Annotated in this window: 24 protein-coding genes and 4 pseudogenes; 1 reads left to right on the forward strand and 27 read right to left on the reverse strand. The window is 47.4% G+C overall.

Annotated features, from left to right (window positions below; all coding sequences use genetic code 11):
- Positions 1–187: 187 nt before the first annotated feature.
- Both QNH10_RS20940 and QNH10_RS20945 read right to left on the reverse strand, forming a co-directional pair.
- Positions 188–397 (reverse strand): response regulator, encoded by a 210-nt coding sequence (locus QNH10_RS20940; RefSeq protein WP_430541134.1) that lies wholly within the window; start codon positions 395–397, stop codon positions 188–190.
- Positions 394–552 carry a hypothetical protein gene (locus QNH10_RS20945; protein ID WP_430541077.1) on the reverse strand — a complete coding sequence of 53 codons (159 nt, stop codon included), beginning with the start codon at positions 550–552 and terminating at the stop codon, positions 394–396. The genes QNH10_RS20940 and QNH10_RS20945 overlap by 4 nt, the downstream gene beginning before the upstream one ends.
- 146 nt (positions 553–698) lie before the next feature.
- Between QNH10_RS20945 and QNH10_RS00345 the strand changes: the two genes are divergently transcribed.
- On the forward strand, positions 699–1,214 hold the full coding sequence (locus QNH10_RS00345) for a DUF2529 family protein (protein WP_283733079.1): 516 nt from the start codon (positions 699–701) through the stop codon (positions 1,212–1,214).
- Positions 1,215–1,397: 183 nt separating this feature from the next.
- Here the strand turns inward: QNH10_RS00345 and pyrG are convergent, their stop codons facing one another.
- The 25 genes and pseudogenes from pyrG to QNH10_RS00460 form a co-directional block, all read right to left on the reverse strand.
- Positions 1,398–3,011, reverse strand: a complete 1,614-nt coding sequence (gene pyrG, locus QNH10_RS00350) for a CTP synthase (protein WP_283733080.1) — start codon at positions 3,009–3,011, stop codon at positions 1,398–1,400.
- Positions 3,012–3,179: 168 nt separating this feature from the next.
- Positions 3,180–3,596 carry a DNA-directed RNA polymerase subunit delta gene (gene rpoE / locus QNH10_RS00355; RefSeq protein WP_347177945.1) on the reverse strand — a complete coding sequence of 139 codons (417 nt, stop codon included), beginning with the start codon at positions 3,594–3,596 and terminating at the stop codon, positions 3,180–3,182.
- Positions 3,593–3,745 (reverse strand): hypothetical protein, encoded by a 153-nt coding sequence (locus tag QNH10_RS20305; RefSeq protein WP_347177946.1) that lies wholly within the window; start codon positions 3,743–3,745, stop codon positions 3,593–3,595. The genes rpoE and QNH10_RS20305 overlap by 4 nt, the downstream gene beginning before the upstream one ends.
- 66 nt (positions 3,746–3,811) lie before the next feature.
- Complete coding sequence (locus tag QNH10_RS00360; RefSeq protein ID WP_283733081.1) at positions 3,812–3,976, reverse strand: hypothetical protein; 165 nt, start codon at positions 3,974–3,976, stop codon at positions 3,812–3,814.
- Between the two features lie 316 nt (positions 3,977–4,292).
- Complete coding sequence (locus tag QNH10_RS20950) at positions 4,293–4,565, reverse strand: hypothetical protein (RefSeq protein WP_430541078.1); 273 nt, start codon at positions 4,563–4,565, stop codon at positions 4,293–4,295.
- A complete protein-coding gene (icmF, locus tag QNH10_RS00365; protein ID WP_430541079.1) occupies positions 4,562–7,546 on the reverse strand; it encodes a fused isobutyryl-CoA mutase/GTPase IcmF in 2,985 nt (994 codons plus the stop codon). Before icmF ends, QNH10_RS20950 begins: the two co-directional genes overlap by 4 nt.
- A gap of 26 nt (positions 7,547–7,572) precedes the next feature.
- Positions 7,573–8,196, reverse strand: coding sequence for a TetR/AcrR family transcriptional regulator (locus QNH10_RS00370; protein ID WP_283734713.1), 624 nt, complete (start codon positions 8,194–8,196; stop codon positions 7,573–7,575).
- A gap of 12 nt (positions 8,197–8,208) precedes the next feature.
- Positions 8,209–9,347 (reverse strand): annotated as a pseudogene (locus QNH10_RS00375) (acyl-CoA dehydrogenase).
- Between the two features lie 201 nt (positions 9,348–9,548).
- Positions 9,549–10,685, reverse strand: a complete 1,137-nt coding sequence (locus QNH10_RS00380) for an acyl-CoA dehydrogenase (protein ID WP_283733082.1) — start codon at positions 10,683–10,685, stop codon at positions 9,549–9,551.
- A gap of 201 nt (positions 10,686–10,886) precedes the next feature.
- Positions 10,887–11,738, reverse strand: coding sequence for a 3-hydroxybutyryl-CoA dehydrogenase (locus QNH10_RS00385; RefSeq protein WP_283733083.1), 852 nt, complete (start codon positions 11,736–11,738; stop codon positions 10,887–10,889).
- Between the two features lie 228 nt (positions 11,739–11,966).
- Positions 11,967–13,160 (reverse strand): acetyl-CoA C-acetyltransferase, encoded by a 1,194-nt coding sequence (locus QNH10_RS00390; protein WP_283733084.1) that lies wholly within the window; start codon positions 13,158–13,160, stop codon positions 11,967–11,969.
- Between the two features lie 235 nt (positions 13,161–13,395).
- Positions 13,396–15,546 (reverse strand): annotated as a pseudogene (locus QNH10_RS00395) ((Fe-S)-binding protein).
- Positions 15,547–15,715: 169 nt separating this feature from the next.
- Entirely contained in the window at positions 15,716–16,417 is a 702-nt protein-coding gene (locus QNH10_RS00400; RefSeq protein ID WP_283733085.1) for a hypothetical protein, read from the reverse strand.
- Positions 16,414–16,899, reverse strand: coding sequence for an ECF transporter S component (locus QNH10_RS00405; protein WP_283733086.1), 486 nt, complete (start codon positions 16,897–16,899; stop codon positions 16,414–16,416). Before QNH10_RS00405 ends, QNH10_RS00400 begins: the two co-directional genes overlap by 4 nt.
- Positions 16,900–16,901: 2 nt before the next feature.
- Entirely contained in the window at positions 16,902–17,483 is a 582-nt protein-coding gene (locus QNH10_RS00410) for a cob(I)yrinic acid a,c-diamide adenosyltransferase (protein ID WP_283733087.1), read from the reverse strand.
- Positions 17,480–17,710: a bifunctional adenosylcobinamide kinase/adenosylcobinamide-phosphate guanylyltransferase gene (locus QNH10_RS00415; protein ID WP_283733088.1), complete on the reverse strand. Its 231-nt coding sequence runs from the start codon at positions 17,708–17,710 to the stop codon at positions 17,480–17,482. The genes QNH10_RS00410 and QNH10_RS00415 overlap by 4 nt, the downstream gene beginning before the upstream one ends.
- Before the next feature lie 127 nt (positions 17,711–17,837).
- Positions 17,838–18,437 carry a histidine phosphatase family protein gene (locus QNH10_RS00420; protein ID WP_283733089.1) on the reverse strand — a complete coding sequence of 200 codons (600 nt, stop codon included), beginning with the start codon at positions 18,435–18,437 and terminating at the stop codon, positions 17,838–17,840.
- A complete protein-coding gene (gene cobS, locus QNH10_RS00425) occupies positions 18,410–19,174 on the reverse strand; it encodes an adenosylcobinamide-GDP ribazoletransferase (RefSeq protein ID WP_283733090.1) in 765 nt (254 codons plus the stop codon). Before cobS ends, QNH10_RS00420 begins: the two co-directional genes overlap by 28 nt.
- A gap of 52 nt (positions 19,175–19,226) precedes the next feature.
- Positions 19,227–19,999: pseudogene (locus tag QNH10_RS00430) on the reverse strand (cobyric acid synthase).
- The gene (locus tag QNH10_RS00435; RefSeq protein ID WP_283733092.1) at positions 19,996–20,583 is read right to left on the reverse strand and encodes a bifunctional adenosylcobinamide kinase/adenosylcobinamide-phosphate guanylyltransferase; all 588 of its coding nucleotides are present in this window, start codon (positions 20,581–20,583) and stop codon (positions 19,996–19,998) included. The pseudogene QNH10_RS00430 and the gene QNH10_RS00435 overlap by 4 nt, the downstream one beginning before the upstream one ends.
- Before the next feature lie 415 nt (positions 20,584–20,998).
- Positions 20,999–22,081, reverse strand: coding sequence for a threonine-phosphate decarboxylase CobD (cobD, locus tag QNH10_RS00440; protein WP_283733093.1), 1,083 nt, complete (start codon positions 22,079–22,081; stop codon positions 20,999–21,001).
- Positions 22,068–23,024, reverse strand: coding sequence for an adenosylcobinamide-phosphate synthase CbiB (gene cbiB / locus QNH10_RS00445; RefSeq protein WP_283733094.1), 957 nt, complete (start codon positions 23,022–23,024; stop codon positions 22,068–22,070). Before cbiB ends, cobD begins: the two co-directional genes overlap by 14 nt.
- Positions 23,024–24,496, reverse strand: a complete 1,473-nt coding sequence (locus QNH10_RS00450) for an adenosylcobinamide amidohydrolase (RefSeq protein WP_283734714.1) — start codon at positions 24,494–24,496, stop codon at positions 23,024–23,026. The genes cbiB and QNH10_RS00450 overlap by 1 nt, the downstream gene beginning before the upstream one ends.
- Position 24,497: 1 nt before the next feature.
- Entirely contained in the window at positions 24,498–25,490 is a 993-nt protein-coding gene (locus tag QNH10_RS00455) for a FecCD family ABC transporter permease (protein WP_283733095.1), read from the reverse strand.
- Positions 25,483–26,444, reverse strand: a pseudogene (locus QNH10_RS00460) (ABC transporter substrate-binding protein). Before QNH10_RS00460 ends, QNH10_RS00455 begins: the two are co-directional and overlap by 8 nt.
- Positions 26,445–26,446 lie beyond the last annotated feature (2 nt).

The raw sequence follows: 26,446 nt of genomic DNA on the forward strand, positions 1-26,446 counted from the left end.
CGCTGTTGGACTCGATGTAAGTTGCGGTTGTATGTGGGTTGTTTTATGTGAGAAGTGTTTTTAATTGAAGAGCCTCTTTTTCAAGGATGTGTTTTTTCATTCGTAGTTACGTGAATTTATTTTAGGAATTCACGTTTTTAATTCCAAATAAATTTTAGCCAGAATGTGATCACTTTATTCAGGATGATTATTTCCGACTTGCGATAACATCCATGACCGCGTCGCGCACTTCGTATATATTAAAAGGTTTTGTGAAATATTTATCAGCCCCATTATTTAGTGCCTGTTCTGTCAATTCATTTTCGCCATAAGCTGTCATCATGAACACCGGTATGTAAGGGCTTTCTTTTTTTATTCTTTTTAGCACTTCTACCCCGTCAATTCCCGGCATTTTCATATCCAATAAGATGCAATCAGGTTTTTCTCTTTTACGGAACGGAGTGCTTCTGCCCCATTAGAGGCTATCCTCGTTTCCAATCCCTCTTTTCTAAAAACCTCGCTTAATAGTAAACGTATTCCCGGCTGGTCGTCCACAATCAGTAAGTTCTTCAATAACACTCACCCCTTTAAATGATTGACTATACTTACAATTCAACAAATAAGGATAAACTCCTTCTTATCTTTAAAATATATTTATTCTATATTGATAACTTGGTTTTATCCGGCGAAAAAAATATAATGGAAACGAGGTGGAAAACATGAAAATAGTAACAACACAGATCAGCGGGCTTTTGCAGCGGGCTGGTTCGAATAATGAAGAAGCCGTTGAGGAGACGGCCCGATTGCTCGCTCAGGCTACAATCGGTGAAGGACAAGTCATCTTTATGGGCTTTGATGAAATGGTCGCGATGGGAATAAATGCGGAATTTGGCGCTGAACCTTTCAAAGGGTCCACTCAATATGTGGAAGGAATGGAAATCCAGTCTACTGACCGAGTTTGGCTTTTTACTCGTACTGCAAATGACGAGCGAGCACTCGGTATGGCGCGGATGCTTGCCGATAAATTCATTCCTTTTGCTGTTGTTGCAGGGGAAAAAGCGAACGATGAGAATGAATTGGCGGATCTTGCGTATACGTATATGTCGACCGGCGTGGTTAAAGGGATTTTGCCGGGCAATGATGGCGGGAGAATCGTCCAACCTCATTTGATGGTGGCGTTATTTTTGTATGAGGCCGTGAAGATGGCGTATGATGAGATGATTTTTGAGGATTGATTAGTGAGGGCTGGCGAATTTATGCGTGGGTCCGTGGGTTTATGAGTGGATGCGGAGGTTTATGCGTGAGTCCGTGGGTTTTTGCGTGGCTGCGGAGGTTTATGCGTGTATCGGCGGTGTTATGCGTGTTTGATTATGAATGAAAAAAGGTGGAGGGATTTGATCCCTTCACCTTTTTTTGTATTATGCTTCTTGGTGTTTGAGTGCTGCGCGAATGAATTCGCGGATTAGCGGTTGTGGGCGTTGTGGACGTGATGCGAATTCTGGGTGGAATTGAGTTCCGATGAAGAATGGGTGATCCTTCAACTCGATGATTTCCACGAGATGTCCATCTGGGCTTTCGCCTGCCACGATCATACCGGCTCTTTCGAATTGGTCGCGATAGATGTTGTTGAATTCGTAACGATGGCGATGGCGTTCGTAGACTAATTCGTCGTTGTAGGCCTCTTGTGCTTTCGTTCCTTCCTTCAATTTGCATGGATGTGCGCCAAGACGCATGTCGCCGCTTGGTTGATCGATATCTGTACGATCTTCGAAGTCACGGTTGTTTTCGATAATTGCGTTTTCTGTTTCGCTGTCAAATTCTGCTGAATGCGCGTCTTTTATTTCAAGAACGTCGCGTGCGAATTCGACTGCAGCAAGCTGCATGCCAAGTCCTACTCCGAAGAATGGGACGCCGTTTTCACGCGCATAGCGGACAGCTTCGATTTTGCCGTCGATTCCTCGGTCGCCGAAGCCGCCAGGTACGAAGATGCCGTCTGCTTCTTTCAATGTTTCAGCAACATTTTCAGTTGTCACTTCTTCAGAGTTGATCCAATCAAATTCGATGTCTGTATCGAATTCATAGCCCGCATGGCGGAATGCTTCTACTGCGGAAATGTAGGCATCTTGCAGCTCGACGTATTTACCGACGAGGGCGATTTTCACTTTACGTGATAGATTTCTTACGCGGTTCACAAGCGCTTCGATTTCTGTCAAATCAGGTTCCTTCGTTTCAAGGCCAAGGAAGTCGACAACGATCTTGTCCATGTTTTGTGCATGTAAACGGATCGGCACTTCGTACAATGTTTCAGCATCGAGTGCTTCGATGACTTCTTCAGGTTTGATGTTGCAGAATAAAGCGATTTTATCTTTCATTTCCTGTGGTACGGGATACTCGCTTCGGACCACGATCATATTCGGTTGAATACCAAGGCCGCGCAATTCTTTAACGCTATGCTGAGTCGGTTTTGTTTTCATTTCTCTGGCAGCGTGCAAGTAAGGAATTAGCGTGTTATGGATGTACATGACGTCGTCTTTGCCAAGGTCTGTCTTCATTTGGCGGATTGCTTCGAGGTATGGAAGTGATTCGATATCGCCGACACTTCCCCCGATTTCCGTAATTACAACGTCTGCATTCGTTTCTTGGCCCGCACGTTTGATTAGGCTTTTGATTTCATTTGTAATATGCGGGATGACTTGGACTGTCGCCCCTTTGTAATCTCCACGACGCTCTTTTCGTAGGACGGAGGAGTATACTTTCCCCATCGTTACATTGGAGTATTTATTACATTTGATGTCGATGAACCGTTCGTAGTGACCGATGTCGAGATCGGTTTCGGCACCGTCTTCTGTCACGAAAACTTCACCATGTTGGTACGGGCTCATCATCCGCGGGTCGAGGTTGATGTACGGGTCGAACTTTTGGTTCGTCACCTGTAGTCCTCTGCTTTTTAATAATCTGCCAAGAGATGCGGCATTAATTCCTTTGCCTAATGATGAAACAACTCCGCCAGTTACAAAGATATATTTAGTCATATATAGCTCCTCCTTTTAGTTAAGGGGTTTTTTAGTAAAAAAATCAAAAAAGCGCTCCTCTGTAGTCTATCTACAACAGGAGCGCTTATACACGGATTCATGTGTCCTTTTTCAAGGAGCCCAAATAGAAGATTAAATCCTTTGACGCTCGAAGTCAAGTGGAAAGTGTCAGAGAACGTCCTCGTCTTCGTCTAACTCTTCGTCTTCGTCTTCATCATCAATATCCAATTCGTCGTCTGGAACGAGTTCAAGCTCTTCATCATCTTCGATGAGATCCTCTTCGATTTCGATGATATCTTCTTCCTCTTCCTCTTCGTCTTCGTCGATGTCCTCTTCGTCATCAAGCTCGTCGAACTCTTCGTCGAATAGCTCGTCCTCATCGACTTCCTCTTCTTCTTCGTCTTCTTCCTCATCATCGTCATACGCTTTTTTCTTCTTCTTTTTGCGTACTTTAACGACAGGAGCTGTTTCTACTTCAATTTGATCAACCGGATACCACTCGCGCAATCCCCAGCCGTTGTTGATGGCAAGGAATCTTCCATCGATATTCATATCTGTGTAGAATTGAAGGAGTCGCGCCTTCATCTCTTTTCCGATATACCTGTTAATTCACGGATTTGATTCATTAATTGTTCAAGTGTCAATGCTTCGTGTCTGTCAGTCAAAATGGCAAACGCAATATCGATCATTGATTCTTCAAGGAGTTCTTCCTTTGTCTTTTCTGTTAGATTCATCAAACGCACGTCCTTTCTCTGAACAAAAGCATACTCATCATTATATACAATGAAGCTCCTATTATGCTACCATCTTTTACTGTTCTTCAAACGTTGGAATTCTTTAATGCTAAGGAAGCCAAGGTAAAGCGAGGCAAGTAAAAACGGAATCGCCCCGTAACCCACGCCATATAAAAAGAAGATGAGGGTAATGATGACTATTATAATCATAATATGATGATACAGTTTCATCTTTTCCCACCTCTTTTCATTATTGCTTTTATTATACGTGGAAGGAACAGCCAAAATCCACTTTCTAAACAATTAAAATTCGGAAACTTTTCGTGGTTTGGTTTTCATGATGCGGCGGAAGTTTTGCGGTGTGTTTCAGGTGAGTCAAAAGTCCCAACACGAGCAAAAGTATGCTGAACTCGAGCAAAAGTCATCCGAACTCAAGCAAAACACCTTCAAACTTGAGCATAACCACATGAAACCCGAGCAAAACCTGGTCACCATGAATGAATCCATCTAAAAAGAACGCCCTTACGTACAGAGCGTCCTTCCTTTCTTACATATTGCGGCGATATTGTCCGCCGACTTCATATAATGTGTTTGTAATCTGGCCGAGGCTCGCGACTTTGACAGTTTCCATCAGTTCCGCGAAGATGTTGCCGCCGGAGACTGCGACTTCCTGCAGTTTTCGCAAGTGTTCAGCCGATTTGTCGCTATGTTGTGATTGGAAGCTGCGCAAGTTTGTGATTTGCGTCTCTTTTTCTTCCTTCGTTGCACGTGCGATTTCCATATTGTCGATGTCTTCTTCGGAAGGCGGATTCGGGTTCAATATGTGTTGACGCCGATGATTGGCAGTTCACCCGAGTGCTTCATTTCGTAAAGCATCGATTCCTCTTGGATTTTGCCGCGCTGGTATTGTGTTTCCATGGAGCCTAACACGCCGCCACGGTCGTTTAGACGCTCGAATTCCTGAAGGACAGATTCTTCGACAAGATCCGTCAGTTCTTCGACAACGAAAGAGCCTTGAACAGGATTTTCGTTTTTTGATAAACCATGCTCTTTCGTAATGATCATCTGGATTGCCATCGCGCGACGTACCGATTCTTCGGTCGGTGTCGTGATCGCTTCGTCGTAAGCGTTCGTATGGAGCGAGTTGCAGTTGTCCTGCAATGCCATTAACGCCTGCAATGTTGTACGAATGTCATTGAAGTCGATTTCCTGCGCATGCAAGCTACGACCGGAAGTTTGGACATGGTATTTCAGCTTTTGGCTGCGTTCGTTCGCGCCATATTTCTCCCGCATTGCGACTGCCCAGATACGTCGAGCCACGCGGCCGATCACGGTATATTCCGGGTCAAGTCCGTTCGAGAAGAAGAAGGATAAGTTCGGTGCGAAATCATCGATGTTCATCCCACGGCTCAAATAATATTCAACGTATGTGAAGCCGTTCGCGAGCGTGAATGCAAGCTGCGAAATCGGATTCGCCCCCGCCTCCGCGATATGGTAGCCGGAAATCGAGACGGAATAGTAATTGCGCACTTTCTTATCGATGAAATACTGCTGGATATCACCCATCATACGAAGCGCGAATTCTGTCGAGAAGATGCAAGTATTCTGTCCTTGGTCTTCCTTCAGAATATCCGCTTGCACGGTTCCACGGACGACTTGAAGCGTCGCATTGCGCACTTCCGTAAATTCCTCAACAGTCAATACGCGGCCTAACTTTTCCTCTTTCAGCTTCACTTGCTGGTCAACTGCCGTATTCATGAACATCGCAAGGATGATTGGAGCAGGTCCATTGATTGTCATAGAAACTGAAGTTGAAGGTGCGCATAAATCGAAGCCTGCATACAGCTTTTTCATGTCTTCGAGTGTACAGATGCTGACGCCCGACTCCCCGACTTTTCCGTAAATATCCGGGCGCTCATCTGGATCTTCACCGTACAGTGTCACCGAGTCGAATGCTGTCGACAAACGTTTCGCGTCGTCATCTTTCGACAAGTAATGGAAGCGGCGATTCGTTCTTTCCGGCGTCCCTTCTCCTGCAAATTGGCGTTTCGGATCTTCCCCTTCGCGTTTGAACGGGAAAACACCAGCCGTATATGGGAATGAACCCGGGACATTTTCTCTGTAAACCCAGCGGAGGATTTCGCCGTAATCCTTGAATTTCGGCAAGGACACTTTCGGAATCTTCAACCCTGACAAGCTTGTTGTCGTGAGTAGCGTGCGGATTTCTTTATCACGAATTTTCGTAATAAATTCATCACCCGCATAGGATTCTTTTAATGTTTTCCAGTTTGATAAAATGCGTTTTGATTCCGCAGAAAGTTCTTCACGCACGCCTTCCGATAGTGCCTCGAGTGAAGCGACAAGTGCATTGTCCGGCGCTTTTTCATTTACAGCTTCAATTGCACCTTCGAGTTGGAATAAACGGCGTGCTAGGTCAACTTGCTGTTCGGATTTTTTATGGTAGTCGCGGATCGTACCGGCGATTTCACGTAAATAATGTGTGCGGTCGTTCGGAATGATGACGTTCTGTTTCTGAGTTTTGACAAACTCCGTAAAGGACGTTTCCCAGTCGAGTCCGCATTTTTCATTCAACTTCGACACAAGCGCCGCGAATAGCGAGTTCGTCCCTTTGTCGTTGAATTGGCTCGCGATTGTCCCGTAAACAGGCATCGTATCGAGCTTTTTATCAAATAGAAGATGGCTACGTTGGTATTGCTTCTGCACTTGGCTAAGCGCGTCCTCGGAACCTTTTCGCTCGAATTTATTGATAACAATTAGGTCTGCGAAGTCGATCATGTCGATTTTCTCAAGCTGCGTCGGCGCACCGAATTCACTTGTCATGACATACATCGATACATCGGATACTTCCGTGATTTCAGCGTCCCCTTGCCCGATTCCGCTCGTTTCAACGATGATCAGGTCAAAACCGGCTGTTTTTACAACGTCAAGCACGTCTTTGATGGCGCCAGATAACTCAGATCTTGAACCGCGTGTCGCCAAACTGCGCATGAAGACGCGCTTGTTGAAGATTGCGTTCATGCGGATGCGGTCCCCAAGCAATGCTCCGCCCGTCTTTTGCTTCGTCGGGTCGATGGATAGGATTGCAACTTTCTTCTCCGGCAATTCGCGCAAGAAACGGCGGATCAATTCATCAGTAAGTGAGCTCTTCCCTGCCCCACCCGTTCCTGTGATTCCAAGAACCGGCGTATGTTTAGAAAGTTCCCTTGCTTTTTTGATTAATTGAATCGCGTCAGGGTTTTCTTTGTCATACATTTCTTCCGCATATGTGATCAAATTGGCAAGCACTTCTGGACGATCGGTGCTAACGTTTTCAAGACGTTCTAATTCATCATCAACTTCTGTGAGGAAATCACATTCCTCTACCATGCGGTTGATCATCCCTTGAAGGCCCATTTTGCGGCCATCTTCGGGTGAGAAGATCCAAGCAATGCCGTAGTCATGCAGTTCCTTGATCTCTTTCGGAAGGATTACGCCGCCACCGCCGCCGTAAATACGAATATGCGGCGCGCCTTTTTCCTGGAGAAGGTCGTACATGTATTTGAAGTATTCGACATGTCCGCCTTGGTAGGAGGAGATGGCGATTCCTTGTACATCTTCCTGGATAGCCGCATTGACGACTTCTTCGACGGAACGGTTATGTCCGAGGTGAATTACTTCGGCGCCGGTCGATTGCAGGATGCGGCGCATAATATTGATGGACGCATCATGGCCGTCGAATAGGCTGGATGCCGTAACGAACCGGACGTGGTGCTTCGATTTGTATATTTCAGTTGTTTGCATTTCTCGCACACCCTTTCTTTTAAGGTTCAACCTTTCAAGATTCCATTAAATAGTTGGTCGGTTTGAAAGCTGATGAAGTCTTGGATGGTGTAGTCGGCGCGCAGTGCCCATCTGCGGAATGCCCACATTTGTCCTTGAACGACGAGATGGTGTGCCGCCAAGTTGACGGCTTCCTCGTTAATCCGCAATTCACCTGAACGGGTGCATGCTTGCAGTAGGTTTTTGAATAAGGCGACCATTTCCATCTCTTTTTTCAGGACGTACTGGAGGGCGTCCTTAGGCAATGACTTTGATTCTTGGTACATGACGACGAATTCGTCAGACATGTCGTCGATTAGATGGTAATATGTGTCGATTGCCGATTGGAGCCCTTCCACAGTTCCTTCCTGATCCATCGAGGCGGACAGGCGGCTTTGCACTTCATTGTAAATACTGTCGCAGACAAGGTAGAGGACGTCCTCTTTCGTCCGGATGTATTCGTAAAGAGTGCCGATGCTGAAACCGGCTGCTTTCGCGATTTCTCTTGTCGTTGCTCGGTGGAATCCTTTTTCCTTGAAAAGTCGGACGGCCCCTTGGATGATCTGATCACGTCTTTTTTCAATCAAACTTTCATCTTTGACCGACGATTTCACTTCGCGCTTCACTTGCATCATCCTCCCCGATTATTTTGTCAGCATGCGGGAGATGACAAGGCGCTGGATTTCCTGCGTTCCTTCATAGATTTGCGTAATTTTCGCGTCTCTCATGTAGCGCTCAACCGGATAGTCTTTCGTGTAGCCATAACCGCCGTACACTTGAACAGCTTCCGTAGTTACTTTCATCGCCGTATCCCCGGCCATCAGTTTCGCCATTGCAGATGCTTTTCCGTATGGCAGGTTATTTGACTCAAGCCATGCAGCTTGGTATGTGAGTAGACGGGATGCTTCCGTCGCAGTTGCCATATCAGCAAGTTTGAAGCCGATTCCTTGATTCGCAGCGATTGGTTTGCCGAATTGGACACGCTCTTTCGCATAGTCAACAGCGACGTCAAGTGCACCTTGCGCAATTCCAACTGCTTGCGCGGCAATTCCGTTACGGCCGCCGTCCAATGTTTTCATTGCTACGATGAACCCTTCGCCTTCTTCACCAAGTAGGTTTTCTTTCGGTACACGGCAGTTGTCGAACATGATTTCAGTTGTCGGTGATGAACGAATCCCCATCTTTTTTCTTTCTTCCCTACGGAGAAGCCCGCAAAGTCTTTCTCGACGATGAATGCGCTCGTGCCTTTATGTTTCGAATCCGGATCTGTTACCGCAAATACGATGTAGATGTCAGCAATTCCGCCGTTTGTAATAAAGATCTTTGAGCCGTTCAATACGTAATGATCCCCGTCAAGCTTCGCAGTTGTGCGCATGCCACCAGCGTCTGAACCTGAGCCTGGTTCTGTTAGACCGTATGCACCGATTTTTGTTCCTTCCGCCATCGGACGAAGGTATTTCTGCTTTTGTTCTTCCGTACCGAATTTGAATACCGGCCATCCAGCGAGTGATGTATGTGCAGAAAGCGTTACACCAGTTGACGCGCAGACGCGTGATAGTTCTTCAACTGCGATACAATATGCAAGATAGTCGCTGCCGATTCCGCCATATTCTTCTGGCCAAGGGATACCTGTCAGACCAAGTTCGGCCATTTTGTTCCAGATGTCCATGTCAAAGCGCTCTTCTTCATCACGTTCGGCTGCTGTCGGAGCGACGTCATTCATTGCGAAATCGCGTACCATTTTACGAATCATTTCATGTTCTTCCGATAGTTTAAAATCCATGTTTGTTTCCTCCTTAGGGTATGGGTGTATTTACTGTATATGCCTATCTCGTCTGAGCAAGCGCCTTCCGCTTTTCGTTATTGTCCAGCTCCAGGCGCTAAACGCTCGGGTCATAAGTCAAAGATTCTTTGTGGCAAAAAACGCCACACCGAATCTTTGTCTTATGCCTGTCGCGTCTGAGCAAGCGCCTTCCGCTTTTCGTTATTTCGTTAAATGCTTGCTGATGACGATGCGCTGGATTTCGCTTGTGCCTTCGTAGATTTGGGTTACTTTAGCGTCGCGGAAGTAGCGTTCTACTGGGTAGTCTTCTGTGTATCCGTAGCCGCCGAATACTTGAACGGCTTCGATGGCGTTGTCGACAGCGGTTTGGGATGCGAAAAGTTTTGCCATGGAGGCTTCTTTTCCGCATGGTTTATCTTCCGAACGAAGTTGTGCTGCGCGGTAGACGAGGAGTCTTGCCGCTTCGGAAGCGGTTGCCATGTCAGCTAATTTGAAGCCGACTCCTTGATTTGCTGCGATTGGTTTGCCGAATTGCTTACGTTCCATTGAATAGGCGGTAGCTGCTTCAAGGGCAGCTTCTCCTATACCAAGGGCTTGTGCTGCGATGCCAATTCTCCCGACATCGAGGTTTGCCATTGCGATTTTAAAGCCTTCGCCAACTTCGCCAAGTACGTTTTTCGCAGGCACTTTCATGTCTTCGAATGTGAGTTGCACAGTTCGCGAACCGTGAAGCCCCATCTTTTCCTCGTCTTTTCCGATGATGAGTCCTGGAGTATTTTTATCGACAATAAATGTCGTGATGCCGTAAGTCCCTTTTGAAGAATCGGTCGATGCAAACACGATATAGACATCCGCTTCCCCGCCATTTGTAATGAACACTTTAGAGCCGTTCAGTACGTAGTGATCGTCTTTTTTCACGGCTCTTGTTTTGAGTGATCCGGCGTCTGAACCTGCGCCTGGCTCAGTTAGGCAGAAAGCGCCAAGGTATTCACCGGTCGCCATTTTCGGCAAGTATCGGTCTTTTTGTTCTTCATTTCCGAAATACATGATCGGGTTCGTGCCGACTGAAGAATGAACGGAAAGGATGACGCCGATAACCGCGCTCACTTTCGACAGTTCATGAATGGCAATGATGTAGGAAACGAAGTCCATATCAGAGCCGCCGTATTTTTCTGGCACGGTAATGCCCATTAGACCTAACTCGCCCATTTTCGTCAGGATTTCGCGTGGAAACTCGCCTGCTTCCATGCGTGGAATGAACGGTTCAATTTCTGCCTTCGCAAAATCCCTGACCATCGTACGCATCATCTGCTGTTCTTCGGTGAATTGAAAATCCATTGGAATTAGCTCCTTTACTTAACGTGATAGTCACCCGTTAACGGTCATGTTCACAAATTTATCGGTCAAATTCGGCGGGTTATCGGTCACGAGCGGTTAGTTTTTCGGTCAGTTCCGCCAAGTTATCGGTCATGTTCACAATTTTATCGTCGTTTCATGACCTTTGACCTACCAGATTACATAGCCGTCGCCTTTATCAAATCAAGAATATTCATAGAATCCGCGGCCGGATTTTTTACCTAACCAGCCTGCGTTGACGTACTTTCTGAGCAACGGACAAGGGCGGTATTTCGAGTCGCCAAAGCCTTCGTGAAGCGTTTCCATGATGTAAAGGCAAGTGTCGAGGCCGATGAAATCCGCGAGTTGCAAAGGTCCCATTGGATGGTTCATGCCAAGTTTCATCACTTCGTCTATCGCTTCTTTTGAAGCAACGCCTTCGTACAATGTGTAGATTGCTTCGTTGATCATCGGCATGAGGACACGGTTTGCGACGAATCCTGGGAAGTCATTTACTTCGACAGGCGTTTTTGATAGTTTACGAGTCATATCTTCGACAGCTTGGTACACTTCGTTGGAAGTCGCGAGGCCGCGGATAATTTCGACGAGCTTCATGACAGGAACAGGGTTCATGTAATGCATGCCGATAACGTTTTCCGGACGTTTCGTCACTGCTGCGATTTCAGTGATTGGTAAGGATGAAGTGTTTGTTGCGAGAATTGCATGCGCTGGCGCAATCCCGTCGAGCTGTTTGAAAATTGATTTCTTAATGTCCATATTTTCGACTGCTGCCTCGATGACGATGTCGACGTCGGATGCATCTTGAAGGTCGAGCGATTTCGTAATGCGGCCAAGGACTGCATTCTTTTCGTCTTCCGTCATTCGACCTTTTTCGACGTTGCGGGAAAGGTTTTTCGTAATAACGGCAAGCCCCTTCTCAAAGGATTCTTCTTTGATATCGTTCAATTTGACGTCAAAGCCGGCTTGTGCGCATACTTGGGCGATTCCTCCACCCATTTGTCCAGCTCCGATAACCATTACTTTTTTGATTTCCATAATCAAGTACCCCCGTCTACGATTGAAAATATTTACTGTTGAAAAGTTCGTTTAAACGAGAACTCTAAACGTTGTAATGAGAACTCTTTAGGATTAAACGAGAACTCCGGTCGCTGTAATGAGAACTCTTTTGGATAAAACGAGAACTCGCTACGTTGTATGGAGAACTCTTTGTGAATAAATGAGAACTCCAGACCCCGTAATGAGAAGTCGATGCTATTTCCTGAATTACTCTTTCTCTACCTCAATCATTATCGCGTCGCCTTGCCCGCCGCCTGAGCAGATTGCGGCTATGCCGATTCCGCCGCCGCGGCGTTTAAGTTCATACGCAAGTGTTAGGATAATACGTGCTCCGCTTGCGCCGATTGGATGACCGAGGGCGACTGCTCCGCCGTTGACGTTTACTTTTTCAGGGTCAAGGCCTGCGATTTGCGAGCTTGCGAGAGCAACTGCTGCGAATGCTTCGTTTATTTCAAAGATATCGATGTCTGATAGGTCTTTTCCTGTTTTCTTCAATAATGCGTTGATGACGAGTCCTGGTGTTTGTGGGAAGTTTTCGGGCTCAATTGCAACTTCGGCGTGGCCGATGATTGTTGCTAAAGGCTTTTTGCCTTCCTTCGCCGCACGCTCTTCATTCATTAAGACAAGTGCGCATGCACCGTCATTGACGCCTGGCGCGTTTCCGGCTGTGATGGTGCCATCTTTTCCGAAAGCTGGGCGCAATTTTGCGAGTGTTTCAAGTGAAGTATCTCGGCGAGGTGCTTCGTCTGCTTCAACTTTTACCGGATCACCTTTGCGTTGCGGGATTTCTACGGCAACAATCTCCTCAGCAAATTTCCCTTCGTCAATTGCGGCAAGTGCTCGCTCATGGCTTCGTAACGACCATTCGTCTTGCATTTCACGTGTTAGTGAAAATGAATCGGCTGTCTTATTTCCGTACGTCCCCATGTGAACGCGGTCCGGTGTGAATGAGCAGGAAAGGCCGTCGTAGATCATGCCGTCCACCAATTGTGTGTCGCCCATCTTCAATCCGAAGCGGCCTTTCGGTAAGTAGTAAGGCGCATTGGACATTGATTCCATGCCGCCTGCTACAATTACTTCTTCGTCACCGAGACGGATAAGCTGGTCGCCAAGCGTGACGCTCCGCATTCCGGATGCACAGACTTTATTGATGGTCTCTGTTTTTACCGACCATGGAATTCCCGCTTTCGTCGCTGCTTGTCTGGAAGGGATTTGCCCTTGACCTGCTTGCAGCACGGTACCAATAATCACTTCGTCAATGTCTTCCGCCTTCACATCTGCCCGTTTCAATGCTTCCTTGATGGCAATTGCGCCAAGATCGCTTGCTGTTTGGCCGGATAATGCACCACCAAATTTTCCAAATGGAGTACGTGCCCCATCAATAATGACTGTTCGATTCATTTCCTTCTCCTCCATTTCAAATGATAACGTTTTCATTTCTTTGCAAGCAGTGATGACTGAACGCTCGCTCGGTTATTAATTCGAAAAAAATAGGGAGTGCAAAGACTCCCTATCATTTTCCGCTAACTTGATATTCACTAAGCTTACAATTTTCTTAATTATACCGTTCATTTTTAATTGTTGCAATATCCTGCATTTATCGGACATAGTTTAATAGGTTTAATCAATGTTGAGTTTATTGCAAAATCTGTTCTTCCGCCTCTTCACCAGCTGCTTGAAGATTTTCTCCGAAAATAGACTTTTCAAGAAGCTCGGCAATGTCATACGTTCCGACTTTGTCTTCCACTTCGATCGCTTTCGTACCGTCGGACAGCATCGTCAAGCAGTATGGACAGCCTGATGAAATGATTCCTGGGCTGACTTCCATCGCTTGTTCTGTACGTGCAACGTTGATGCGGTGGCCTGTATCTTCTTCCATCCACATGAGTCCGCCGCCCGCTCCACAGCACATGCCGTCTTGGCGATTACGTTTCATCTCGACAAGGTTGACGCCTGGAATCGCTTTAAGGATTTCCCGCGGTGCATCGTAAACGTCGTTGTATCGGCCGAGGTAGCAGGAATCATGGAACGTGATTGTTTCATTGATCGGATGCACTGGCTTCAACTTCCCTGCCATGACGAGGTCATATAGCATTTCAGTGTGATGAAGGACTTCCGCTTTGAAGCCGAAATCCGGATATTCATTCTTAAAAAATATTGTATGCATGCGGGTCGATAGTGACAATTTTCTTGACGCCTGCTTTTTCAAATTCATCGATGTTACCTGTCGCAAGTTCTTGGAATAGGAATTCATTCCCGAGACGACGTGGCGTGTCACCGGAGTTTTTTCTTTATTCCCGAGGATTGCGAATTTGACGCCCGCTTCGTTCATCAAATGCGCAAAAGCGAGTGCGATTTTTTGTGAACGGTTGTCGAATGCCCCCATCGATCCGACCCAGAAGAGGTATTCGAACTCTTCGTCCGCTTTCTTCATTTCTTTCACTGTCGGAATGTGAAGCTCCGGACGCATGTCGCGCCAGTTCTCTTTCTCTTTACGGTTAAGACCCCATGGATTTCCTTGACGTTCGATGTTCGTCATCGCACGTTGAGCATCTGCGTCCATCTTCCCTTCCGTCATAACAAGATAACGGCGAAGGTCGATAATTTTGTCGACGTGCTCGTTCATAACCGGACATTGGTCCTCACAGTTACGGCAAGTCGTGCAAGCCCAGATTTCCTCTTCCGTGATGACGTCGCCGATGAGGGATGGGTTGTAAATATCATCAAGCGTCGCACCTTCGAGACCTGCTGCAAGTGCGATTTGGTTGCCCTTCGTATGCTTGAACATTGGAGCCGGCACCCAAGGTTGTTTCTTCGTGACGAGCGCCCCAGTGTTCGTCAAGTTATCGCGAAGTTTTGTGATCAAATCCATCGGGGACAGCATTTTGCCCGTCCCTGTAGCTGGACACATATTCGTACAGCGGCCACATTCTACGCAAGCGTAAAAGTCGATCATCTGTTTTTGTGTGAAATCGGTGATTTTGCCAACCCCAAGTGCCGGCATATCGTCTTCGTCTTCTGCTTCTTCAAGTGCTTCGAAGTCGATCGGCGAAAGCTTCCCTCTGCGGTCAAAACGCATCATATACGTATTGATTGGTCCTGCGATCAAGTGCGCATGCTTCGATTGCGGCACGTAGACGAGGAAAGTAAGCAATGTGAGCAAGTGAATCCACCATGCGATAAAGAACACAACTGCTGCTGCAGTCGGGCTCATGAAGCTGAAAGCGGTTGCAATTGCAGATGCCATTGGCTCTGTCCAAGTCGTTTCATGGCCTTGCCATATCATGTTCATGCCGTTTGAAACGAGCGTCGAAACCATAAGTGTTCCAATGAAAATCAGGACAAGTCCAGATTTCCAGCCGCGCTTCAAGCGGACGAGTTTCTCAACGTAACGACGGTGGAATGCCCAAACGACGGCCACCAAAATGACGGCAACAACGATTTCCTGGAAGAATGTAAATCCGCCATAAATCGGTCCGAACGGTAAATGCGAGCCCGGTTTCAAGCCCTTCCAAATAAGGTCGATTGCACCAAACTGGACTAATAAGAAGCCATAGAAGAACATGACGTGGATGATCCCGCTTTTCTTATCCTTCAATAATCTTTTCTGACCAAACACGTTCACCCAGATTGCTTGAAGTCTACGAGACACATTATTATCAAACTCTTCTTTTCGTCCGAGTTTAATGAATTGCGTACGTGACGTTATTAAATGTGTGAATAATGCAAGCGCATAGGCAACAACTGCAAGGAATAAGATCCAGTTAGCGACTAATAATGCATTCATTCATTTCCTCCCCTTCCGATAACTATAAACTTTATGAATAGTGTAGTAGAAAACGGATACATTGTCGACGTTATATTTAATAGTCTAAGATATGAATGAGCATTCAGTCAATGGATATTTTTTATTTTCCGATACTTTAGTTGAGTTTGAAAAAGCGACTCCACGTCATTTACCTGACATTGGAGCCGCCACTTTGCGGGACGATTTCATATAGTTTCTCCTGAAAATGCTGTTTTGCTTTTTCAATTTTAGCCGCCGGTACGCTGACCAACACACTTGTGGCGGGACCCGCTGATTTATTTACATCAACATTCACTTGAATTTCAATTTTAAGGTTGCCTGTCAACTTCTGAAACTCCTCCAAAATCCCGCGGGATCCTACTGGCCAAATTCGATGGATAATTCCTTGGTCCATCGCTTCCTTGATTAATCGGAGGGAGGCGATTTCGCCCGATCTATCCATAACTGCCCCACCGACAAGCGGTGTGCCGTACACATACCAAGCGCAATCGGTTTCGCAAGCAGCTTCCCGCTTCCTTCCAATCATCGTAACAGCAACGGCCGATTGCATGAGCTGCATATTCGTTTCAGTGCTGCCTGAAATTTTTGGAGTATCCAAATTTGATTCCCGGAAGACTTCCTCTACGCCCGCTACATACGCCTCCCAACTTTCGTCACCGCTGAAATTATGAATGAGAACGGCAATCGGGTCGGCGTGTGCGGCCCACTGCTCAAGCAATGCGACCCGCGCGGCGAAATGGGCGGTTACTTTATCAGGAACCGCGACAAGATCATTCGGTTTCTCCCCGATGCCACCTGAATTGTCGGTCGTTATGATAAGTCCATCGCCAAGTTCGATTGCATTCCTCATCGAATTAGACCGAATCTGCCGCTCACGGTTTTCGATAGTGCAGGCATAACAACTGCTGCCACGATTGCGTTCAGGACTGTAGCGAGTAAAATTGCAGGAACTGCACGGATAAAGAATGCTGGCGATACAAGGAAGTAAAACGGCAACGGCGCAAGCAGTCCGTTTGCGATGATGAAGAAAATCCACTTCCACGAATGTCTTCCCGCTTTATGAAGACGTGCAAAAACATAAAGGATGACTAACATTTCGATCGCTATCAGAATGTGGAATGGGCCAAGCGGGAACCCCGCGTACATTGCCGATGCGATGTGACCTGTCATTGATGCAAATCCGACGAAAACCGGTGGCAAAAAGGATGCTGAGAGAAGCGCTGGCACCGTGTCTAACGCCAAGGATCCTACGCCGGACGGGATTTTTATGAACCCGCCGACTGCGCAGAGTGCTGCGAATAAAGCTGTTAAGACAAGCGTTCTTACATTCATTTTCAGTCCTCTTTCTTTTTACCTGTGCGGAACACTTTCGCACTGCGTACATATTCATTGTCAGGAACGCCAAGGCGCGCATTGACGATTCTGGCCGCTACGAATAAATAATCGGACAAGCGGTTCAAATACCGTTGTACTGTGCCTGGTACATCTTCCTCCGCCTTCATCAATGTCACCGTTACCCGCTCTGCCCTACGTGTCACTGTTCTTGCGATATGTAGTGTCGCAGCTGCAGGTGATCCGCCCGGAAGGATGAATTTCTCAAGCGGCGGCGCTTCTTCCATTAACACATCAATTCGCTTTTCCAATACTTCAATCGGCTCATCGGATAACTTATAGTGACGCTCTTTCATGACGTTTGCCAAATCCCCGCCACCATCGAATAATTCATTCTGAATTGCTTCCAAGTCCTCAAGTAAATCCGCGAATTTATCGCCCTCAAGCTCCGTCATCGCCTTGCCGATGATTGAATTTAATTCGTCGATCGTTCCATATGCCTCAACGCGAAGGCTATCCTTATCGACGCGCCCCCCGATCAGACTTGTCTTCCCTTTATCTCCAGTTTTCGTGTAAATTTTCATCCGATTTCTCCCCTTTTCTTCAATGTTTGTGGTAAGCCGTACCAGATCCTTGTCACTTCATCCGCTTGCGCAATTAACTGCTGATAAAGCCGCCCGCATGCATCCCGAAGCGCCCGCTGTAGAGCGTCCATCGGCACGATTCCTCGTCCGATATCCGTTAAAATGAAAATGACGTCTCTTCCTTCTACTGCCTCTACTATTTTCTGAATTGAAGTCTCTTCCGACAAGTTGGTAGTCGTTAACCAACTTTCGATATGTTCTATAACGACAGTATGCCGTGTCGGTTCATTCGGGATTGCGTCAAATGGGAATCTTCAACGGAAAAGTCCAGCCAGTAATATTCCTTGCCGACCATTAACTTTTTGACATAGTCCCTTTTCCCGTTATGGGCACCTCCGATAATGACATGCATCGTCCGCTCTCCTTCAACTTATCGTATGTTTCCCACTCGAATTTCCATGCCGATCCGTGAGGGACTTCCCATGACCAGAAATCGGATACTTCTTTCGAAAACCTGGTCATCGCGATGCGGATTGGACCACCATGTGTGACAATGACGGCACCGTTTGGCATTTCCGTAAGCGCTTCAAGTACGCGCCGCTCTACGTCCGACATACTTTCTCCGCCACGCGGTGCACGCCTCTCCATATCATCCAACCAATTGCGGTAGTCCTTATCCATTTCAAGGTCGGCGTATGTTTTCCCTTCAAAATTGCCAAAATTGCATTCACGAAATCTCGCATCCGAATGGTAGACCGCATTTGGAAACAACAATGCCGCAGTCTCCTGAGCTCGTAGCAGATCACTTCCATGCACGATTTCGGGGATTGCTAAATTCCAAAACACATCTGAAACCTTTTCAATAGGCTCATCCGTCCAACCGATATATTTGCGTTCCCGATTCCCAGCGGTCTGTAAATGGCGAATCAGATACAAATGATGATTGTTAGCCATAACAACGCCTCCATCCCTTCGATGAATGCCCCGCAAAGGTCACCCGAAACGCCACCGAAATTCTTTAAAGACCATCTTCTGAATAAAAACAGGCCAGCTCCAAGAACGAGAACTAGTGCGACCGGAGCAATGACAGAGTGAAGCGCCAAACCAAGCCCAGTTAAAGCTGTTGCTCCAATTAAGATTGACCAGCCAATCAACTTCCCTTTTGAAAGTTTCCCCATGAAAAAATGCGCAATTCCCTTCTCCTTTGCGGGGCGTGTCGTTGTAAAGTAAATATTCATCCCTACCCGCGATAGGATTGGAACAGCAAGGAATAATGGCAGCCATTCCGTATGACCTAACAAAAACTCATGGAACAATGCGATTTTCACGAGTATCAGCAATACGAGTGACATTGTCCCGAACGCGCCGATACGTGGGTCGACCAGTATTTCAAGCCGCTTAATAGGATCGCGATACGAAAAAAAAGCATCTCCCGTATCCGCGAATCCATCCAAGTGCAGGCCACCCGTCAGTGCGACGCCAGTCAGAACGACAAATACCGCTGCAAGCAAGGGTCCAGTGCCGATTACATTGGTAAAGAGATAGGCAATTAAGTACATCGAGATTCCGATTAGTCCACCGATGATTGGCAACGCGATGTACATTCGGGTCACGTCTTTTCTCTCCATCGGCAGCTCTTTGCGCACCGGAATTGATGTGAAAAACTGAAGTGATAGTAAAAGCCCGTTCATTGGCCTGACACCTTGATGACCGAAAGAAGATACGGCCAATCGATATGCGCCTTCACATGCTTCGCCCACTCGTCGTAAATGTCGACTCCAGCAGGCGCCTTCTGTTGGGTCGATCGGTGTCTTCCTCTTCAATCCCGTGATTCATCATATGTGGAATGACCCCGACGACGCGAATGCCCGTGTATGTTTCAATAAAATCGATACCCTCCTCGAACAGCGCGACGTCACCATGGAATTTATTAATAACGATCCCTTTGACCCGTGCCCGATGCTCCGGTTCCATCAACTGAAGCGTGCCGACAATTGAAGCGATTGCGCCGCCACGGTCGATATCTGCAACGAGTAAAACCGGTACATCCGCCATATCTGCGACTCTCATATTGACGATTTCACGGTCGTTCAAATTCACTTCTGCAGGACTTCCCGCTCCCTCGATGACGAGAACGTCGAATTTTTCGTTAAGCCTGTCGAGTGATGTGCGAATTGCGTCGATTGCTTTAGTGAAAAATTGTTCCCGATAGGCGAATCCATCGATTGCGTTGAATGCTTCGCCGAAGAATCGGACGTCAGATTTCATCCCTCCAACCGGCTTTATCAGGATCGGGTTCATCTCGATGATTGGCGTTGTGCGCGCCGCTTCAGCCTGCAAGTATTGCGCCCGGCTCATTTCTTCGCCGTTTATTGCTTTTGTGGAAAATCGCGACATGTTCTGTGATTTGAATGGGCGACCCGCATCCCTTCGTCTGAAAGCAACCTGCATAAAGCGGTGCAGATCATCGTTTTTCCGACGTCCGAAGCCGTTCCCATCACCATGATTCCTTTCATCGTACTGCCACCTGCCCTTCGCGTTTCCAGTATTGCGGTAGACCGTAATCCATTTCGATGGCGTCGTCACTTAAGGCGACGAGTTTTTGGTGCAGTCTGCCGATCCATTCGCTGTATTTCTTCGTTTCTTTGTAAGGGGATGGAAATTCGTCGAGGACCTCGTTTGAAACGATGACGAGATGTGCTGATTTTTTACGGATTTCATCCACTGTTTCGAGCATTTGTTTTGCCTTATTTTCCATGCATCCATCGAGTTGGATACAAAACTGACCGTCTTGTTTCGTGTACAATTCATTCGCGAGCCAAGTCGTGAGGCAATCCCAAAGGACGAAATCGTTTTGTTGAATGAAAGGCAATGCCTCGTACAGGTTAGCGGGCTGCTCGATTGTCGTCCACGCTTGTTCTGCACGGTCCAATTGATGTTTTTCAATTCGTTTTTTCATTTCCTCATCAACCGCGCGACCTGATGCGATATAGACAAGCCTGCTTTCCGCGGTGATTGCGCCTTTGATGAGCAGTTTTTCCGCATAAGCGCTCTTCCCGCTTCGCACGCCTCCGCTGATGAATGTCAGTTTTCCGCTCATAATTTGGACCACCATTCTGTTAGAAATCAGTTCTTTTGATTGTTAAGTACACTTGGCACGAGGTGTGTTTGCTTGTTAGTTTGCAAGCCCCCGTGGAAATGGAGAGGCGAGTTCTCGTTCTCTGTGCATGAGTTCTCGTTCTTGACCAGGAAGTTCTCGTTCTCAGCGCGAGAGTTCTCGTTTATTACTGAAGAGTTCTCATTAACTTACATAGAGTTCTCATTCTTCTACTGAAAGTTCTCATTTCTACGATGGAGGGACACTTTCACGCAGGCGGATTTGCGCAGACGCTCGTTTATTTCAGGAAGCGCTCGTTCTTTCGAAAAACCGCTCGTTTATTCCAGGAAGCGCTCATTCTTTTGCAAAACCGCTCGTTTATTCCTGGAACCGCTCATTCTTTTGCAAAACCGCTCGTTTATTCCAAGAAACGCTCGTTTTCAAACCACTCTGTGAGCTTGCCTCGCAACTTTTCCATTTCCTCACTGCTTTTCATGCCGATGCGTAGATAGTGGCCGTCCATGCCGCGGAAGTTTTCTGAGTGGCGGAGGACGATGCCTTGCTTGAGCATGTCTGTGTATAGCTTTCTTGCGTTCGGCGGCTTAAATGAGAGGAAATTGGTTTCTGAATCGGTGACGGTGCATCCATGATGTTTTAGGAATTCTGTCATTTTCTTGCGTTCTTCATTCGCGTGACCGATTGCAGCGATGCGATAGGCTTCCTGGTCGAGGCAAACCGCGCCGATTGCGGCCGCCATCCCGTTGACATTCCAATGTGGCAGTTGTGATTTCAATTTGGCAATCACGTCTGGATGCGCGACGGCGTAACCGAGTCGGATACCTGGTATCGCGTACATTTTCGTCATTGAGCGGACGATGATGACGTGTGGAAAATCCTTCACCTGGGCGATGAATGATTTGCTTTCGTCGATGAAGTCAATGAATGCCTCGTCAAGTACGACTTCACAGCCGATCTCGCCTGCTTTATGTATGATTGATAGTAAGTCAGCTCGCTCCGGTAGGATGCCTGTCGGATTATTTGGTGTGCACAAATAAACGACAGATGCGGATGAGAGTGAATTCAAAATCGTTTCGACTGGTAACTTGAAGCCGTCCTCTTCCGAAGCAACAATCCGGGTGATTTCTACTCCTTTTGCTTGCAACGTCGCTTCATATTCCGAAAATGTCGGATGGACGACAATTGCTTGCTTCCCTCGATAGCGTTCCGCGATGAGCGAAAATAGCTCGGCTGCACCGTTTCCTGCGATAACAGATGAAACGGGAATGCCATGATAATTCGCTGCACCAGACAGAAACGGTTCGCCTGATGGGTCGGGATATGCGTTTAATCGAGAAATGAGTTTTGGCCAGAGTTCAAAAACTGCGCGAGGAGGCCCTGCGGGATTGCAGTTTTCGCTGAAATCGTTTATTTCGGCAGGGGCTTCCATTCCAAACTTTTCATAGACATGGCGGGGGTTCGCCCCGTGTTCAGGCAATTGCATAGAAGATCACTCCAATGATGGTAAAGATTATCCAAAATGCAAATGAGGCTGCGTGCATTTGCTCGATTGCAGATTTTATATGCTCTCCATTCAACGGCTTTTGTCCCGGCCCGATTTCCGGTCGTTCGGATACAGTCCCTCGATATGTACTTTTCCCGCCTAATTTAATGCCAAGCTGCCATGCGGTTGCGGCTTCCAAAAACCCGCTGTTCGGGCTTGGATGTCGCCTGGCGTCTTTGCTCCAGCCGCTTAGTCGTTTCCTAAGTGGGAGGCCACTTTCATTACGCGACGTCAGCAAGATGAGCAATCCTGTGATCCTTGCGGGGATGAAATTCAAGACGTCATCTGCGAGGGCAGAAAATTTGCCGAAATCACGGTAGCGCTCGTCTTTATAGCCAATCATTGAATCGAGTGTGTTGACGGCTTTATACATCCATAATCCTGGAGCGCCGAAAAGGAAAGCCCAAAATAATGGTGCTGTCACGCCGTCGGAAGTATTTTCAGATACGGTTTCGATTGCGCCCCGTGCAATGCCGGGTTCTTTTAATCTTTCTGTGTCACGGCCGACAATATAGCTCAGTTTTGTCCTTGCTGCATCCATGTCTCCTGCCTTTAGTGGTTCGTACACTTCGAGTGCGGCATCCCGTAGACTTTTTTGGGCAAGTCCGATGACGATAAGAATCGCTTCGGTGATGATCCCGAATACGATATGTAATTGGTAGGCGATACCGGTTATGGCAATCGCGATTGCTGTTACGAGGAAAAGAGTTATGAACAACATACCGGCGCCTTTAAGTACGCGGGCGCGTCCTTTGTTCAGGACCGCGGTGAGTTTCGAGATGAATGTGCCGATCCATCGCACAGGATGCGGCCAGTTCGAGGGATCCCCGATTAAGCGGTCGAGGACGAACCCTAACGCGATTGCAATAAAATGGGCTTGCATTAAGAGGTCCATCCTTTCGCTTTTTTATAGGCTTTAATAGCGCGAATGGTACAGTCGTAGACGCCATGGCCGATCAGTTTGCCAAGGGGGGTGATCGGTCCTGCGTAGGGCAGATGTTGTCCTTCTTGCGTTGCTGCGATGAGCAGGCTGTCGGTTGACGTTCCCGTTGCAATTGAACCGGTGAGCGGGTCTTTGACATCTTCGGTTTGAAGTGCCTTCGCTTTTGCCTCGGTTGCTGTGATCATCGCTTGGATGAACGCTTCTTCGGGCAGATGGCCGTTGACGATGACCCATGTGTTGATGGTGCCGATGTGCGGTTCTCGGTCGCGACTGAGGGCTTGCGAAACATCGACGGCGTTTCCTACCCCCGCTGTCACCATGATGAGGACGGTGCCGAATTCGCCCTTATATTCGCCGATTTCTGCGTGTTCGGTAGTGACGGCGGTCATCATGCCGACGGTGTCAGTGAGATGGTAGCCACGTTTTTCGAGATAATCCGCCATTTCCGCTTTGACGTCTTCACAGTTGTAGTTGGCATCGACGTGGCGGTTGACGAATGCACGGTACCAGCCGAGCCCTGGGTTCGTGACTGCAGATGAGATCGTTTTCAATGGTTGTTCCACTTTTAATGAAACATGATCGGCCGTGACGGTGAAATGCTGTTTATTGACAGTAAACGGTTTTACTTCCCCTTTTTGCTCAGGAAGGAGTGTCATCTGCGGCTTCGGTAGTTCAGGGTGCGCCTGTGTTTTTACGCGAGCGTTATATACAGTACCGATTGTCGACTCCATGATGACATCCTTCGGTTCACCGATGGTCGCAATCCGTCCTTTATCCATAAGGAGCAACCGGTCGCAATAAAGTGAAGCAAGGTTGATGTCGTGGAAGACGGAAATGACTGTGACGCCTTTTTCGATTGCTTGTTTCCGGATTGTATCCAATAGTTGCTGCTGATGGGCAATATCGAGATGGTTCGTCGGTTCGTCCAACAGGAGGATCGGTGCTTCTTGCGCGAGTGCTTGTGCGACGAAAACGCGCTGTTGTTCGCCCCCTGAAAGAAGCTCAATCGGTGTGTCTTTGTAGCGGGTAACGCCTGTATAATCCATTGCCTTGGTCACTGCGCTTTCATCTTCACTGGACCAGGACGAGAAAAGCCCGGATTGGTGCGGGTATCTTCCAAGTGCGACGGTGTCTTTTACTGTATGTGAAAAGGCATGTGCATGAAGTTGCGGAAGGACCGCGACCTTTCTTGCAAATTGTTTTTGGGAATAAACTGCGGCATCCTGCCTGTCAATCTGGACAGTTCCTTCAAGTTTCGGCAAGATGCCTGAAATGATTTTCAGGAGCGTCGATTTCCCGCTGCCATTCGGACCAAGGATGCCTAATACTTCCCCTTTCTTCACAGAGAATGAGATGTTTTTGACGATCGGTTCTTTGCCGTAGCCTCCTGATAGGTTGTCTACCTTCAGCATATTACATGGCCCCTTTCCTTCTCTGTCTGTAAAAGATGTACGCGAACACCGGTGCACCGATGAATGCTGTAATGACGCCAACCGGCAATTCTGTTGGCGAGATGATTGTTCTCGCGATCAGGTCGCAGATGATGAGCAAGGATGCGCCGTTCATGAATGATAAAGTGAGCAAATGTCGGTGATCCGACCCCCACATGAGACGTGTCATATGTGGCACGACTAATCCGACGAAGCCGATAGTCCCTGAAACGGCGACTGCTGAGCCTGTTAATATGGAGCCTCCTAAAAGGATCATGATTTTACGGCGTTTGACGTTGACACCTAAATGATGGGCGCGTTCTTCCCCGAATAGCATTGCATTCAATTCCCTGCGGTTGAGCCAAAGGATGAAGGAGCCGATGACGACGAACGGCAGCACCATTAAAATGTAATTCCACCCTCGCATCGAAACGCTTCCAAGGAGCCAACTGATAATTTGCCGTAGTTCTTCGCCTGTGAGAGCGATCATGAGCGACAGGACCGAGCCTAAAAATGAACCGAAGATGATTCCGGTTAGAATGATTGTTTCCATTTTCATCGAGCGGTCTACGAGTTTTGCAAAGCTAATGACGAGGAACATTGTCACGGCTGCGCCTGCCATACTGAATACTGGAAGTGTATATGTGCCCAAAATTGGAATCGATAAACCAAAAAAGAGTGTCACAACAGCACCAACAGAGGCGCCGGACGACACTCCGAGGGTGTATGGATCTGCGAGCGGATTTTTCAGCAATCCTTGGAAGGCGGCTCCTGAAATTGCGAGCGATGCACCGACTAACCCAGCGAGGATGACGCGGGGCATGCGGATTTTCCATAGTATATTTGAAGCTGTTGTATCCGATGAGTCCCAAAATGTTTGAACCGGAATTTTAACGGTTCCAATTGATACACCGAGCCATACCGCCACGATAAGTGTGGCGGCGGACACGATGTAGGCAATTATTGCTTTATTCACCGAAAACCTCTGGGTAAACCGCCTTCGCTACTTCTTCCAGTCCTTCAGCAAGGCGTGGACCCGTACGGCTTGTCAAGTTTTCATCGACTTGAATGACAGCGTCTTCCTTGACGGCAGTGATATCCGCGAAGCCTGCGCGGTTTTTCACGCTTTCAACGATATCCGGAACGTAGCTGTACATAACAAGGATGACGTCAGGGTTTTGACTGACGATTTCTTCAGGGCTGATCATGACCCAGCCTTCTTCAGTAATTACGTTTTCAGCACTAATCATCTCAAGGATTTCTTGCATGAATGTGTTTTTGCCTGGTGCGTAGATAGGCGCATCGGATGTTTCGATGAAGACACGCTTCATGTACTTCGCTTTGACTTTGTCAGTTTTCGCGATTGTCTCAGCCACTTTCGCTTTCATGTCAGATACGATTGTTTCAGCTTCTTTATTCTTACCTGTTGCTTGTCCGATTGTCTCGATTGTCGTATATGTTTCATCGAAATTCGTTGCGTTCTTAACTACAAACACTGTAATGCCTGCATCGCGGATTTGTTGTAGCCCGTCAGCGCCCATGCCAAGGCCGGATTCATGTGCAAAAACAACGTCAGGGTTCATTGCCACGATTTTCTCGACATTGAACTCCTGTCCTCCAATTTTTTCTTTTTCAAGAGCTTCTGCTGGGTAATCATCAAAATCACTGACGCCAACGATTTCTTCGTTGAGGCCGAGCGCAAATAGAATTTCCGTATTGCTTGGCACCATGGAAACGATAGTTTCAGGTGCTTTATCAAGCGTGATTTCATTGCCGATTGCGTCAGTTAACGTAAGCGGAATGCTTCTTTTGCAACATCACTTTGTGTTGTTTTTGATGCGTCGTCTTTCTTCGCATTATCCGTGCCGCATGCCGCGAGCAGGAACGTCGCAAGGATTGCTGTCAGCCATAGTTGCCAAAACTTTTTCATTC

Source organism: Sporosarcina thermotolerans (assembly GCF_030067815.1).
GTDB lineage: Bacteria > Bacillota > Bacilli > Bacillales_A > Planococcaceae > Sporosarcina > Sporosarcina thermotolerans.

Coding starts and splice junctions, on each gene's coding strand:
- QNH10_RS20940 (WP_430541134.1), bottom strand. CDS start 397: ATGAAAATGCCGGGAATTGACGGGGTAGAAGTGCTAAAAAGAATAAAA.
- QNH10_RS00345 (WP_283733079.1), top strand. CDS start 699: ATGAAAATAGTAACAACACAGATCAGCGGGCTTTTGCAGCGGGCTGGT.
- pyrG (WP_283733080.1), bottom strand. CDS start 3,011: ATGACTAAATATATCTTTGTAACTGGCGGAGTTGTTTCATCATTAGGC.
- rpoE (WP_347177945.1), bottom strand. CDS start 3,596: ATGAAGGCGCGACTCCTTCAATTCTACACAGATATGAATATCGATGGA.
- QNH10_RS20305 (WP_347177946.1), bottom strand. CDS start 3,745: ATGAATCTAACAGAAAAGACAAAGGAAGAACTCCTTGAAGAATCAATG.
- QNH10_RS00360 (WP_283733081.1), bottom strand. CDS start 3,976: ATGAAACTGTATCATCATATTATGATTATAATAGTCATCATTACCCTC.
- icmF (WP_430541079.1), bottom strand. CDS start 7,546: ATGCAAACAACTGAAATATACAAATCGAAGCACCACGTCCGGTTCGTT.
- QNH10_RS00370 (WP_283734713.1), bottom strand. CDS start 8,196: ATGCAAGTGAAGCGCGAAGTGAAATCGTCGGTCAAAGATGAAAGTTTG.
- QNH10_RS00380 (WP_283733082.1), bottom strand. CDS start 10,685: ATGGATTTTCAATTCACCGAAGAACAGCAGATGATGCGTACGATGGTC.
- QNH10_RS00385 (WP_283733083.1), bottom strand. CDS start 11,738: ATGGAAATCAAAAAAGTAATGGTTATCGGAGCTGGACAAATGGGTGGA.
- QNH10_RS00390 (WP_283733084.1), bottom strand. CDS start 13,160: ATGAATCGAACAGTCATTATTGATGGGGCACGTACTCCATTTGGAAAA.
- QNH10_RS00400 (WP_283733085.1), bottom strand. CDS start 16,417: ATGAGGAATGCAATCGAACTTGGCGATGGACTTATCATAACGACCGAC.
- QNH10_RS00405 (WP_283733086.1), bottom strand. CDS start 16,899: ATGAATGTAAGAACGCTTGTCTTAACAGCTTTATTCGCAGCACTCTGC.
- QNH10_RS00410 (WP_283733087.1), bottom strand. CDS start 17,483: ATGAAAATTTACACGAAAACTGGAGATAAAGGGAAGACAAGTCTGATC.
- QNH10_RS00420 (WP_283733089.1), bottom strand. CDS start 18,437: ATGGCTAACAATCATCATTTGTATCTGATTCGCCATTTACAGACCGCT.
- cobS (WP_283733090.1), bottom strand. CDS start 19,174: ATGAACGGGCTTTTACTATCACTTCAGTTTTTCACATCAATTCCGGTG.
- QNH10_RS00435 (WP_283733092.1), bottom strand. CDS start 20,583: ATGAGCGGAAAACTGACATTCATCAGCGGAGGCGTGCGAAGCGGGAAG.
- cobD (WP_283733093.1), bottom strand. CDS start 22,081: ATGCAATTGCCTGAACACGGGGCGAACCCCCGCCATGTCTATGAAAAG.
- cbiB (WP_283733094.1), bottom strand. CDS start 23,024: ATGCAAGCCCATTTTATTGCAATCGCGTTAGGGTTCGTCCTCGACCGC.
- QNH10_RS00450 (WP_283734714.1), bottom strand. CDS start 24,496: ATGCTGAAGGTAGACAACCTATCAGGAGGCTACGGCAAAGAACCGATC.